Here is a 13,847-nt window from a genome sequence, read left to right as displayed (position 1 = left end):
TTAGTTTCATTAATATTATTGTAATTTATCTCTGTTTAGCTAATGCCATCTTTTTCAGGAGTGAACAGATGGCAAAGCTTACCCGGCGCGATTTTCTTCTGGCTTCAGCAGCCAGTATTGGCAGTATTGTTATATCTACCAGCCTGACCGGCTGCAGCAGCGATAACGATAATCCAGAACCTCTGCCCTATGATGTAGCGTTTTTACACGGTGTCGCCAGTGGCGATCCTACTACTGATGCTTTGCTGCTGTGGACTCGTATCAGCGCAGAAGCAGCAGAAGTACCGCTGGAATGGCAGCTATCAGCAGACAAAGAGTTTAACCAGATATTGCGAAGCGGCAACACCACAACATCAGCCAGCAGTGACTATACCGTTAAGATTGATGTTCAGGATCTGGCCGCAGGTACCGAGTATTTCTATCGCTTTCGGGCCGGCACTGTGTATTCCCCCACCGGTCGCGGTAAAACACTGCCTGAAGGTGATGTCAGTCAGGTGAAACTGGCAGTATTCTCCTGCTCCAATTATCCCGCCGGCTATTTTCATGTCTATGCCGCCGCTGCATTGATAAGCGATCTGGACGCCGCCATCCATCTTGGCGACTATATCTATGAATACGGTGCAGGTGGTTACGCCAGTGAAGATGCTCAGGCCATGGACCGGGTTGTGCAGCCGGCAACAGAAATCTTAACCCTGGCCGATTATCGCCAACGCTACGCGCAATACCGTACCGACCAGGCACTGCAGCAAATTCATGCTGCAGCGCCTTTTATTGCGGTATGGGATGACCATGAGATTACCAATGACGCCTGGCGAGACGGTGCAGAAAACCATCAGAGCGATGAAGGTGATTACACTGAACGTAAAATGGCGGCGCTGAGAGCCTATTTTGAATGGATGCCAATCCGACCGGTTATAGCCGGTGATAACGAAACCATCTATCGTCAGTTCGAGTTTGGCAATTTACTTAACCTGCTGATGCTGGACACGCGCATTATCGGCCGGGATCAACAACTGCAGTACGCTTCATACATCGATCCTACCTCAGGTCAGCTTGACGCGCAGCGTTTTACAGCCGATTTAACTCAGAGCAGCCGCACCATACTGGGTGCAGAACAACTGCAATGGCTACAGGACAAGTTAAGTCAAAGCCCGGCGCGCTGGCAGATGCTTGGCCAGCAAGTGTTAATGGGAAGAATGATGCTGCCCGGTGCCGTTGCATTGCAACAACTGAGCATTACCGATTTTGCTGAACTGGCAGCACTGGCGCAACTGGCCGGCCGCGCTCAGGCGGGCGATCCCAGCCTTACGGCAGATCAACTGGCATACCTGCAAGCCAATCAGCAAAGATTAACGCCAGCGGTCCTGTCACTGCTGCAGCTACCTGCAATGCCCTATAACCTGGATGCCTGGGATGGCTATCCGGCAGAGCGCGAAATTATCCTCAACACAGCAGTTGCTGCCCAAAAACAGTTGTTGGTACTGGCAGGCGATACGCATAACAGCTGGGCAAACCATCTCGATTTAGCCGACGGCACTGCTGTTGGTGTAGAGCTGGCCACATCGTCAGTTACCTCACCCGGTCTTGAGCAATATATTAACCTGCCGGACCGCGCATCAGCCGCTGCAACCGAGCAAGCGCTGGAGCAACTGGTGCAGGGGTTACAATATGCCAACCTGTATGACAGAGGATTTATGCTGTTAACTGTCAGCCCACAGCAAGTCAGTTGTCAATGGCAGTATGTTGACACAATAAAACAGGCGGAATATCAGCTACTGGAAACAAGGACCAAACAGGCTGTGGTGCAGTATAACGCTGACAGCGCTGCACGTCTGACGTTACAGTAATAACGGGTTACTCGGCGAAAAGCTTAGCGATGCTGCGCTGATAATGTGTTGCAGGCCTTGCCGCACTGCGCTGCAAGGCATCCACTACCTGGCGAAGATGTGCGTCGGTATCAGCCAGAACAAAACTGTAACCTCCGGTTGCGGAGGTTAGTATCGTCATACTCAGCTGAGCACTGCCATCTTTACTGCGGATAAAATTCAGGCTTTCGCGTACAGGGTATTTAGCAAGGCTGTAATTGAAAAATTGCAGCGCAAACTCCATCTGCTGAAAAGACGTAGGAAACTCTGTGCGGGCGGAAAAATAACGGCTGAAAGCGCGGGAGATCTCCTCGCGGGGTGCAAAAGCAGGCTGTGGCGCTGAACGATGAAAGTACAACTTACAGTGGCCTGTGCTTTTTTGCTCAATCATCTTCCAGCAGGGTGCATTTTGTTCCGCTGAAAAATCCACTGCTGTATTTGCATGCAGGAACCCGCTGCAAACAACAGCGCTTATCAGACCTATTTTACGCAGTACTGACATGGTTCCTCCGTGACATCTTAAATAAACAGCAACAGCATAAACACGCAGTGCGAACCTTCTTTATAGTATTAAATTTTTATTAATTCAATGCATTATTCCAATAATTGTAACAATTAATCCTTTGGCAGCGCCGCCAGTACCTGGGCAACAAGTTGATTAAGCTCATCGCCGTTCGCTATCCAGCGCGCGACAATCAGCAAATCGTGCTGCTGATCAATATAAATAATATTGCGCCCCGCCCCCTGAAACGTTACAGCTGTTTCCGGTGCTGCAGGCAGCGCTTTGCGCCCTGGATTTAAAAACCAGTTTGCATAACCATAATCCGCTTTGGCGCTTCCTCCGGTGCGGGCCTGGGCGATAAATTCACGGCTAACCAGTTGTTTGCCCTGCCAATTACCATCGCGCAAAAATAAATAGCCAAAACGGGCCAAATCCCAGGCATTGATAAACATACCACCACCCCAGTGGCCGCCACCTGACACACTCTGAATGCGCTGGCCATCCAGCTCAATCCAACTGTTTTCATAGCCATGCCAGCGCCAGGTAGAGCCGGCACCAATCGGCTGCATAATGCGTTCGTTCAGCACCACCGGCAATGGCTTGCGCCAGACGTAAGTTGTAGCCAAAGCTAATAAATTCACCCGAACATCATTATACTTGTAGCGTGTTCCGGGCTTGTACAAAGACCTGTAAGGCCAGCTTTTCGCCTCGCCTTCCGGCCGGTCAGCCCAATCAGGTTTCCCCCACAAACTGCCCTGCCAGTCGCTGGTTTGCCGCAGCAAGTGGTCCCAGCGGATAGCACTGTTATGCTCACCGGCGAAAAGCGTGTTGTCGGAAGGTAAATAAGGGCCAACAAAATCCTGCACGTTGGCAATAAGGCCGTCTTGTAGCGCCAGGCCAGTTACCGTGGTTAAAAAGGTTTTACTAATGCTGTGTGTCATGTCGACACTTTGCGTATCGCCCCACTTAGCGATAACAGCGCCGCGATAAACGATCAGCCCGTTTGCGCCAGCACGCACGGACATAGGGCCAATGATCTGATCGTAGGGTTCGCGCGCGCCAAAGGTTGTCGCTTGCACAATTGCCTGATCTTTATCCGCCGGGTTTTCACTTGAAATAGCGTAATCTACAGCTTGCTGCAGTTTAGTGGCATCAACACCGAGGCTTTGTGGCTTGACCTGCTGCCAACTGCCAGCTGGCGGGAAATAAGGCTCTGCTGCTGCAAGTTGATGGCTTACGGCTAAAACAATAACAGAAGCGAGTAGCTCAACAGATGTTTTATAGTAGGACGTTAGCATGGTGGTCTTCAATAAAAAACAAGATAGCCAGACCTTAAAACAATTCGCCGCCAATTACAGCTACAACGCAGCGGGATAACCGCCAGATCAACAACAAAATACGAAGAAACCACCCGCAGGTGGTTTCTTCCGCATCTTTTACAGTTGGCTATTTGGCTTTTTGGGCTTCATAGCGCTGGACAATTTTTTGCGCCAGCTGCTGCCCCCACTGCTGTCCCAGCATCATAGATTCGCGCATGATCGCCGGTTGAGTTTTAATCATTTTCTGCCCGACATCGGAGGCGTAAAACTCATTAAGCGCTTTAACATCAGCTTCTGTCAGGTGTTTCTGATATACCGGGATCAACAAATTCTCCAGCTCTTCAGCGTTGACCTCTTGCATCACATCGTCCCAGAACGCAGGCGGTGCATCTGGTATCATATTTTTCAGCGCCGGTATCATCTGATTCATCATTTGCACGCCGAGATCACCGGCGCCAGACACCTGAAGTAACTTTTTTATACTTTCCGGTTTTGCCTGCTGCGCCATCGCCGGCATCGCCAGCCCGACCGTTAAACAGATTGCCAGAAAAACGCACTTCCTCATGCTTACATCTCCATTTCATGTTATTAACTGAAGCCGTACTTTAACGTAATGCCACAACAATGTCAGCGCCAATATAAGCCTGTAGCTTAGGTATCATTTGGCTTGAAGGTCTTCAGCGGGTTTATAACAAGGTAAAATTCAGCGCAGTATTTACACTTTGCCGCAGTGAGTCCATCGCAGCGTTTATCGCCTGCTCTATCGCAACCCGGCTTAACCCGGTAACAGCAAGTAACACAGTGCGCGACGCATTTCGCTGGATTTGATGATGCAAACGGGCCTGCTCAGGCGTGATTTCGCCGGTTAACTGCATGCGCTCAATCATGACCAGATTTTCAGCGAGCTTCGTTGCTTCAGCACTAGCGTATTCTTTAATATCCGGCCACTTATCTGCCAGCTCGGCTTTAAAAACCTGCAGCATACTGGCGGCAAGCTGTGATGCATCTAAGCTCATTGCAATTCCCTCTGTGTTATAGCAAAGGTTTACCACGTTTCTTTGCCAGTTCAAGTTTCAAAATGGCGGTAATGCTGCTGTCAAAGTTGCTGCGCAAATTAGTTACCTGATTCGGGGTTAAACAAGCAAGCTGATGTAGCTGTTCAAGGCTGATCAGGCTATCTTGCAATAAATCAACCTGTTCGATAGTCAGTTCATTCGCTTCTATAGCCTTAACCCGCACCGAAATAGCACTTAGCGCGATTTTTGCTTGCTGATAAAACTGAGTGTGGTTGCTGTATTTACATTCCGGCAAACCGGCCTGAGCCTCAACTGTCAGGAAAAACTGCGTCATCTCTTTTTGCAGAGCCGTTATTGCATTATCAGTTTTTTCATCGTAGCTGCTGATGAGTTTTACTGCGCAGCCTGACAACACAAGCACAAAGATCAGTAGTAACCCTAAGCGCATTGTGTTCAGTTTCATTGCCTGCATAGTGCTCTCCTAAGGCAGTAGCTGCTATAAAACATAGCGGTTAATTTAAGTCACGGCAGTGCGTTCGGGTTCAAAGCCATCGTAACGTGGCAGAACACAGTCCAAGTCTTCCCAGTTTGCTCTGGAACTGTAAAAATTATGCGATACAGGCCGCTCGCTGATATCAGAATTTAATATACCCAGGCGCAAACGTACCCGCGCCGGATCAGCCGCATTACTGCTATACACCGGTGACCCACAGTTGCGGCAAAAATGCCGCAAACGCCCTGGTTTAAATGCAAACTGGCTTAACGTATCGGCGCCTTTGACAACGGCAAAATCCTTTGTCTGGACAAAACCATTAGTAGCAAAAGCAGTACCGCTTGATTTACGACACAGCGAACAGTGACAATGAATAATGCTGCTTATTGGGCCGCTAACCTCAACCCTTACCTCACCGCACAAACAAGCCCCATGATACATAAATACTCCTCTTACAGCGTGATTAACGCCAGCATATCTTCATTGTCGTCATCCAACCCTTGCTCAACAAAACCAAAGCTGGCATAAAAGTTTTTTGCTACCGGATTTCCAGGGTTATAACAAATCTCAATCTGTTTAATATCAGCGTCTTGCTTAATCTCAGCTAATGCCAGCGCCATTGCCTGACGGCCTATCCCCTGCTGTTGGTACTCTTTATCAACCATAAAACGCCAGATAGACATAAGCTGCGGCGTTTCTTTTACCCACATAAAAAACCCGACTGGCTGCTGAGCAAGATAAATTGCGCGGCAGCTATGGCCATCGTTATAGGCTGCCTCCACCAGAGACCACATATTGCAAGCCACGTAAGGCTCTTGCTCAGCAGTGACCTCTAGGTCGCACACCGCTTCATAGTTTTCCTGGCTTACTTCACGTAGTGAAATGTTCACAGCTGATCCTTGTAAAATAAACGAAAACAGAACTCAAAACTGCCAGACAATTTCGTTGCGCAGCGCCTCAACCGCCTTTTTTTGTCTGCCGGCGACAGCAACATACAAAAAACTGCCGCTATCAAGCGGTACACATTTAACCGCAGCTCGGTTTTGCTGGTGGTTGCCGTAAACATAGTTACCGTTTTGCATCACAGAGCCAAACTGCATGGCATCAAGCACCGCTTTACCTTTAGCTGCACATTGCTCTGCAGACAACGTAAGAACTTTATGACCCGACCACAACTGAGGTGTATAAGGTTTCCCTGTGTATACTGTTGTTTTGCTGAGAATCTTCGCTGGCGCAGGAGATATTGTAACTTTTTGCTCTTCTGGCTCTGGTACTGCCTGCTTGGTAGCACAAGCCGACAACAATAATACGCAAGTTAGTAGCAAGGCTTTACACATTGCATCTGGCACGTTATTCACTCCTTTGTTTTTTGTATATGCAAATCAAGGCAATCAATAAACGCCTGCGGTTTATAGTTTCCTGAAAAAGATAATTACCCAATATAAAAGTGTCTTAAGTTGATGCTAGTGAACTTTACCAGCAAAGTGAACAACTTATTTACATCAGCAGACATAAAAAAACCACCCGCAGGTGGTTTTTTACAGTTCAAGCGTCACTTTAACGTGACGCTTAGCTTACTGATTGCATTCAGTGCCTTTTGCGTGGCTAGCTCAACGTTGTCACTCAGTGCCAATGCTACGCCCATGCGACGCTCGCCCTGCACTTCTGGCTTACCGAAAATGCGTAGTTCGGTATCAGGTTCGGCTAGCGCTGCTGCTAAACCATGGTACTGAATATCAGCACTGTTACCTGGCACTAACAGCACGGCTGAGGCTGCCGGGCCGTATTGTTTAATTTGCGGTATTGGCAAGCCTAAGATAGCGCGGGCATGCAATGCGAATTCGCTCAGTTGCTGCGATATCAGCGTTACCATGCCAGTGTCATGCGGCCGTGGTGATACTTCAGAGAAGTAAACCTCGTCGCCTTTAATAAACAGCTCAACACCAAACAGACCGCGCCCGCCTAATGCCTCCACTACTGCTTTGGCATAGGTTTTGGCGGTATTCAGTGCTTTTTCGCTCATTACTTGCGGCTGCCAGCTTTCGCGGTAATCACCTTTTTCCTGACGATGGCCAATAGGCGCGCAATATTGAATACCGGACACCGAATTGACTGTAAGCAGCGTGATTTCATAGTCAAAATCAATAAAGCCTTCAACTATCACCCGGCCTTTACCGGCACGGCCACCTTCCTGGGCATATAACCAGGCTTTATCCAGATCAGCAGCACTATGCAGTACGCTCTGGCCTTTACCACTGGATGACATAATTGGCTTAACTACGCACGGATAACCAATGGCATTTACAGCGGCAATAAAGCTGTCTTTATCGCTGGCAAACTGAAACGGCGATGTCGCAAGCTGTAGCTCTTCTGCGGCTAACCGGCGGATCCCTTCGCGGTTCATCGTCAGGTTTACCGCTTTGGCACTGGGTACCACATTAAAACCACAGTCTTCCAGTTCTATCAGCACTGAGGTTGCAATGGCTTCTAACTCAGGCACGATAAGGGCCGGTTTTTCGCTGATAACCAGCTGGCGCAGTGCCGCATTATCCAGCATTGACATGACAACGGCTTTATCGGCCACCTGCATCGCAGGCGCATTGGGGTAACGGTCAACCGCTATCACTTCACAACCGTAACGCTTAAGCTCAATGCACAGCTCTTTACCCAGCTCACCTGCGCCGAGTAACAGCACTTTAGTGCTGCTGGTACAGCCCACGGTTCCTATTACAGTGTTCGTCATTTTATTTTCACCATTGGCCGGGCCGGGTTGCTCCAATCGACATGGAACATACGGCCTTTAGCTTTATCAGTACGCTCGAACGTATGAGCACCAAAATAGTCACGCTGACCTTGCAGTAAATTTGCCGGTAAAACTGCTGTACGGTAGGAATCGTAGTAACTTAGTGCTGAGCTAAGTGCAGCTACCGGAATACCGGCCAACGTGGCATTAGCTACAGCTTTACGCCAGTTCTGCTGATAGACAGAGATTTGTTTGGCGAAAAAAGGGTCAAGCAGCAGGTTTTCCAGCTCATCATTGCGCTCATAAGCTTCGGTAATAGATTGCAAAAATACCGCCCTGATAATACAACCGGCACGCCAGATCTTGGCAATTTCAGCAAAATTCAGTTGCCAGCCATGCTCGTCTGCCGCGGTTTTCATCAGGTGGAAGCCTTGCGCATAGACACAGATTTTTGCACAGTACAGCGCATCATGCAGTGCCTGAATAATGTCCTGCTTTTGTTCATCTGAAATCAGGTTTTGTGCCGGGCCGGCCAGCACCGTTGCTGCTTTCACCCGTTCATGTTTCAGCGCTGACAGTGAGCGGGCATACACTGCCTCTGCAATAGTGGGTGACGGGCTGCCAAGCTGCAGGCTGCTGACAGCTGTCCACAGCCCGGTACCTTTTTGTCCGGCTTTATCCATAATGACGTCAACCAGCGGTAAACCGGTTTCTGAATCTTTGGTCGCCAGCACATCAGCACTGATGCCGATTAAATAGCTGTGCAGCTTGCCTTCATTCCATTGTTTGAACACGTCAGCAATTTCTGCTGCTGGCATGCCTAATATATCGCGCATCACCTGATAGGCTTCGCAAATCAGCTGCATATCAGCATATTCAATGCCGTTGTGCACCATTTTGACATAATGACCAGAGCCGCTTGGGCCGATATAAGTGGCACATGGCTCACCTTCAGTAACCGGGTTGCCAGGCTCAAACCGTTCTATCGGCTTGCCGGTAGCGGGGTCAACTTTAGCAGCAATGGCTTGCCATAAAGGTTTAATACGGGTCCAGGCGTAGGGATCGCCGCTTGGCATTAATGATGGACCAAACCGGGCCCCCACTTCACCGCCAGATACCGCAGTAGAGAAGAAGATAAACTTCCCTTCAAAGTCTTTCTCACGGGCTACCGTATCGGTCCACAAGCTGTTACCGGTATCGACGATAATGTCATCTGCCTGAATACCCGCATCAATTAACTTATGGCACACATCATCTACCGGTTTACCGGCCGGTACCGACAGCACGATTAAATGCGGCGCTGACAGGCGGGATAATAATTCGGTGTAGGAGCTGCAAGCGATAACGCGGGCAGGTTTGTCGCCCCGCTCGGCTTTGTCCTGCGCCAGCACAGCTTCCAGTTTCTGGTGGTCCAAATCGAACGCGGCAACGCGATAGCCATTATCCGCCAGGTTCAGAATAAGGTTTTTGCCCATTACACCGGCGCCGACAAAACCGATATCACAAAGTGCAGCTGTGTCTGTCATCTGACATTCCTTCATTATTTTCATTTTTGCCAGCCCGTGTGCAAACACCGGGCAGCACATAAACGGCGCGCATTATACTGAAAAGGAGCCAATAAACCTACAGCCATACCGACATACTGTTAGCATTCTGCTGGTATTGTGATGTTGTCTGGCCAGCGGATTGCAGTAAACCTTTATCAACACTGGTGTCAAACAACAGCCGGCGAGCCTTACCAGGTAATGTCAGCTTAAGTGCATTGCTGTCGGCATTTAACACAAACAACAGGCTGGCCTGATTGGTTTTATTGGTGATCTGAAAAATACAGCTTAACCGCTCAGGGTCTTGCCAGTCCTGAGGCTGTTTTTTTTCGCCATCCGGCAGATACCATTGAATATGATGCTTGTCACCATGCAACTGATAACTGTCGTCCAGCAGTGATAATTGTTGCAGGCAGCTGTATTTACGCCGAAATGCCAGCATCTGGCGGACAAACTGCAGAAAATCTTCCTCGTCGCTGTCCAGATGCCAGTCCAGCCAGCTGATATCGTTGTCCTGACAGTAAGCATTGTTATTGCCGCGCTGACTATGGCTCAGCTCGTCACCACCCAGCCAGTGGATCATGCCCTGGCTAAGTAGTAACGTGGCCACCAGATTACGTTTATGTAAATATCGGTTGGCTTTAACTGACGGGTCTTTACTTGGGCCTTCGACACCATGGTTACAACTCAGATTATGGTTGTGGCCATCACGGTTTTCCTCGCCGTTCAGCCAGTTATGTTTGTCTTTGTAGCTGACCACATCCTGCAGCGTAAAACCGTCATGGTAAGTCAGATAATTTACACTGCAGCACGCTGGTTTATGGTGTTTTTGAAAAATATCCCGAGACCCAAGCAAACGCGTGGTAAATTCCGGCAACACACCTTTGTCACCGCGCCAGAATGCCCGGAAGGTGTCACGGCACTTGTCATTTAATTCTGACCAGTGAGCAGGAAACTGCCCTAGCTGATACCCCATAGGGCCAACATCCCAGGGCTCAGCAATCAGTTTTACACCAGATAACACCGGATCTTGTGCGATGATCTGAAAAAATGCCGCATAAGGATTAAACCTTTTATGCTCTCTCGCAAGAGTTGTTGCCAGGTCAAACCGAAAACCGTCAACCTGCATTTCGGTTACCCAATAACGCAAAGCATCCATCACCAGCTTTTGCACAGCAGGATGCGCGACATTCAGCGTATTACCGCAACCGGTGTAATTACAAGGCTGGGTAAAATCGGTGATGTCAGCATGGCTTTCAAACAAGTAATAGTGTTTATTCGCCAGGCCACGAAAACTCAGCAACGGGCCATCATCCCCTGCCTCTGCGGTATGATTAAACACCACATCCAGAATCACTTCTATGCCAGCCTGATGATAAGTTCGTACCAGAGTTTTGAACTCAGTTACCGCGTCCTGATACTGATAACGCGGATCAGGCGCAAAAAAACTCACCGGGTTATAACCCCAGTAATTCGTCAGCTGCAATTTGCCCAACCGCGGCTCACTCATAAAGGCCGCCACTGGCAACAGTTGTAACGTAGTAATGCCAAGTTGTTTTAAATGCGCAATAACAGCAGGATGGCACAGCCCAAGGTAGGTCCCGCGTAACTCTTCAGGTACGTCAGGGTGCAACATTGTCATGCCTTTGACGTGGGCCTCGTATATGACCGTTTTTTCGCGTGCAATCTCGGGTTTAGTGCTGCTTTGCCAGTCAAACGGCTGTGCTTTTAAAATGCCTTTTGCCAGCATGTAATGGCTTTTAGTGATATACAAGCGTTCATTAAAACTAATACTGCGGTTTAACTGTCGTACATAAGGATCCAGCAGCAGACGCTCAGCGTCAAATACTAAACCTTTGTCGATATCGAACGGGCCATCGGCTTTTAAGCCGTATAAGGTTCCCTCTTCGATACCACTGACCTGTAAATGCCATACCTCACCGGTACGGGCACTGAAAGCCAGCTCACCCAACAGCTCTTCAGTATCAGGCTGATACAAACACAACGTTAAGGCTGTCGCATCCGGCGCAAATACGGCAAAATTCCACACGCCTTGCCCTGCTTGCTGTAAGCAACTTGCCCCAAGTGGTGAGGCAGTTCCGGCGGACAACTTTAACAGCGGTATATGGTTACTCATAACAAACGGCTTCCCGGTTATCAGCTCTGATGTTTCCTGCGGATATATAAGGTGGCCATTGGCGGCAGCTGCAGACAGATATGCTGTGCTTTACCATGATAAGGCATCGCAATACTGTGAAGTGCACTGCCTACCTCATAATTGCTGCCCCAGTAATACTCACTGTCGGTGTTAAGAATAACTTCGTAATCACCTTGCTGTTCAACACCCAGCAGAAAATCTGTACGCGGCACCGGTGTAAAATTGCTGACCACATAAATAGTGTTGCCCTGACTGTCACGGCGTAAAAAACTCAACGTGCTGTTATCGGCATCCTGATGATCGAGCCAACTGAAACCATCGTGCTGATAGTCCAGCTCATACAGTGGCGCACAGCGGCGGTACGTTTGGTTTAAATCACGAAACAGCTGCTGTATGCCCCTGTGCTTATCATACCCAAGCAGGTGCCAATCCAGACTTTGGGTATGATTCCACTCGCGCCCCTGAGCAAACTCGTTACCCATAAAATTCAGCTTCTTTCCCGGGTGAGCAAACATAAAAGCATAATAGGCCCTTAAGTTAGCAGCTTGTTGCCATTCATCGCCAGGCATTTTGTTCAGCAAACTGCCTTTACCGTGCACCACTTCGTCATGCGAGAGCGGCAGAATAAAGTTTTCGTTATAGGCATACACCATCGAAAACGTCAGGTCATTATGATGATAACGCCGATATGCCGGATCTTTACTAATGTAACGCAAGCTGTCATTCATCCAACCCATATTCCATTTAAAACCAAAACCCAATCCCCCCATATCTACCGGGCGCGACACCATGGGGAAGGATGTCGACTCTTCGGCGATTGTCATCGCTTTGGGGTATTTACTGTATACCTCAGTATTAAACCAGCGAAAGAAACTTATGGCCTCATAATTATGGTTGCCACCGTCGATATTCGGGATCCACTCGCCTTCTTTACGCGAATAGTCCCAATACAACATCGAAGCGACGGCATCTACGCGCAACCCGTCGATATGAAAATGCTCCAGCCAAAATAAAGCACTGGCAAGTAGAAACTGGCGCACATAACCTTTACCGTAATCGTAAATACAGGAGTTCCAGTCAGGGTGCCACCCCCGTCGCGGATCTTCGTACTCATAAAGATGACTGCCATCAAAGCGCGCCAGGCCATGGCCATCTTCCGGAAAATGCGCCGGCACCCAGTCCAGAATAACGCCAATACCTGCCTGATGGCATTGATCAACAAAATACTTAAAATCATCCGGGTTGCCAAAACGCGATGTCGGCGCAAATAGCCCCAAAGGCTGATAGCCCCAGGACCCATCAAACGGATGCTCCATCACAGGTAATAACTCGATATGGGTGTAGCCCATATCCAGCACATAAGGGATCAGCTGCTCAGCCAACTCGCGGTAACTGAGCGGTTGATTATCGTTCTGCCGTTTCCAGCTACCGGCTTGCAGCTCATAAATACTGATTGGGCTATGCAGCGGGTTAACGGCTTTGCGGTTACACCAATCGCTGTCCTGCCATTGGTAATGCTGATGATCAAATACCAAAGACGCATGCGATGGATATTGCTCAGCATAAAATGCCATAGGATCAGCTTTATGCGGCAGCAAGTGGCCGTGCTGGTCCTTTATTTCGTATTTGTAGCGCACGCCCTGGGCTACTTCCGGCAGCACCAGTACCCAATGCCCACACTCGGTGCGCTGCATCGGGTGTACCCTGCCATCCCAGCTGTTCATATCACCTATTACGCTGACGGCGCTGGCGTTAGGTGCATACACCGCAAAACGGGTTGCCGGTACTTTTTTTGTGCCAATATCCAGCTCAATTAACTGCGCGCCAAGCTGGCGGTACAGATTCTCTGGCTGGCTGGTGACATAATGTACCGCATAATACGCTTCAACTTTAAACTGGTATGGATCAAACAGCTGATATTGATAATTGCCGGCCTGCACCTGCAGAATATAAGCTTCAGCTTTGCGTTTTTTACTCAGTCTCAACTCAAACACGCCGTCAAAATCGCTGACTGCAGTCAGCTCGCCCAGCGTTTTTTTACCGTCAGCACTCAATGCTGTAACAGCCGTCGCGTGTGGCAAGTAAACCCGTAGCAGTAAACCTGTGGCTTTGCCGTGTTCTAAAGGCTGCCAACCCAGTAACGAAAATGGCGTGGCGCAGTTGACCTGTTGCAATAACGCTAAACTCATGTCCATTCCTTTCTTATT

At 49.0% G+C, this 13,847-nt stretch carries 13 protein-coding genes; 1 reads left to right on the top strand and 12 read right to left on the bottom strand.

Annotated features, from left to right (window positions below; all coding sequences use genetic code 11):
• Positions 1-68: 68 nt before the first annotated feature.
• Positions 69-1,847: an alkaline phosphatase D family protein gene (locus AC5SV9_RS19360; protein ID WP_475150617.1), complete on the top strand. Its 1,779-nt coding sequence runs from the start codon at positions 69-71 to the stop codon at positions 1,845-1,847.
• Positions 1,848-1,854: 7 nt separating this feature from the next.
• On the opposite strand, the gene AC5SV9_RS19355 is transcribed toward AC5SV9_RS19360, so the two are convergent.
• The 12 genes from AC5SV9_RS19355 to glgB form a co-directional block, all read right to left on the bottom strand.
• A complete protein-coding gene (locus AC5SV9_RS19355) occupies positions 1,855-2,367 on the bottom strand; it encodes a hypothetical protein (RefSeq protein WP_475150619.1) in 513 nt (170 codons plus the stop codon).
• Between the two features lie 113 nt (positions 2,368-2,480).
• Entirely contained in the window at positions 2,481-3,665 is a 1,185-nt protein-coding gene (locus AC5SV9_RS19350) for a serine hydrolase domain-containing protein (RefSeq protein ID WP_475150620.1), read from the bottom strand.
• A 148-nt stretch (positions 3,666-3,813) separates the two neighbouring features.
• Complete coding sequence (locus AC5SV9_RS19345) at positions 3,814-4,251, bottom strand: DUF2059 domain-containing protein (protein ID WP_134055000.1); 438 nt, start codon at positions 4,249-4,251, stop codon at positions 3,814-3,816.
• Between the two features lie 121 nt (positions 4,252-4,372).
• A complete protein-coding gene (locus AC5SV9_RS19340; protein ID WP_273022776.1) occupies positions 4,373-4,702 on the bottom strand; it encodes a hypothetical protein in 330 nt (109 codons plus the stop codon).
• Positions 4,703-4,718: 16 nt separating this feature from the next.
• Complete coding sequence (locus tag AC5SV9_RS19335) at positions 4,719-5,174, bottom strand: hypothetical protein (protein ID WP_475150623.1); 456 nt, start codon at positions 5,172-5,174, stop codon at positions 4,719-4,721.
• Positions 5,175-5,219: 45 nt separating this feature from the next.
• Entirely contained in the window at positions 5,220-5,636 is a 417-nt protein-coding gene (locus tag AC5SV9_RS19330) for a GFA family protein (RefSeq protein ID WP_475150625.1), read from the bottom strand.
• An 11-nt stretch (positions 5,637-5,647) separates the two neighbouring features.
• Complete coding sequence (locus tag AC5SV9_RS19325) at positions 5,648-6,085, bottom strand: GNAT family N-acetyltransferase (RefSeq protein WP_475150626.1); 438 nt, start codon at positions 6,083-6,085, stop codon at positions 5,648-5,650.
• 33 nt (positions 6,086-6,118) lie between these two features.
• Positions 6,119-6,544, bottom strand: coding sequence for a hypothetical protein (locus AC5SV9_RS19320; RefSeq protein ID WP_475150629.1), 426 nt, complete (start codon positions 6,542-6,544; stop codon positions 6,119-6,121).
• Positions 6,545-6,747: 203 nt separating this feature from the next.
• Entirely contained in the window at positions 6,748-7,938 is a 1,191-nt protein-coding gene (purT, locus tag AC5SV9_RS19315) for a formate-dependent phosphoribosylglycinamide formyltransferase (protein ID WP_475150631.1), read from the bottom strand.
• Positions 7,935-9,464: an NADP-dependent phosphogluconate dehydrogenase gene (gene gnd / locus AC5SV9_RS19310; protein WP_417706833.1), complete on the bottom strand. Its 1,530-nt coding sequence runs from the start codon at positions 9,462-9,464 to the stop codon at positions 7,935-7,937. Before gnd ends, purT begins: the two co-directional genes overlap by 4 nt.
• A gap of 97 nt (positions 9,465-9,561) precedes the next feature.
• Positions 9,562-11,619, bottom strand: coding sequence for a glycogen debranching protein GlgX (glgX, locus tag AC5SV9_RS19305; protein ID WP_475150634.1), 2,058 nt, complete (start codon positions 11,617-11,619; stop codon positions 9,562-9,564).
• A gap of 20 nt (positions 11,620-11,639) precedes the next feature.
• Positions 11,640-13,829 carry a 1,4-alpha-glucan branching protein GlgB gene (gene glgB / locus AC5SV9_RS19300; protein WP_475150636.1) on the bottom strand — a complete coding sequence of 730 codons (2,190 nt, stop codon included), beginning with the start codon at positions 13,827-13,829 and terminating at the stop codon, positions 11,640-11,642.
• Positions 13,830-13,847 lie beyond the last annotated feature (18 nt).

The sequence above is a fragment of the Rheinheimera sp. ATLC3 genome, assembly GCF_059429535.1.
The sequence above is the reverse complement of the archived record's forward strand: the minus strand, read 5'-3'. Positions and strand labels throughout refer to the sequence as shown.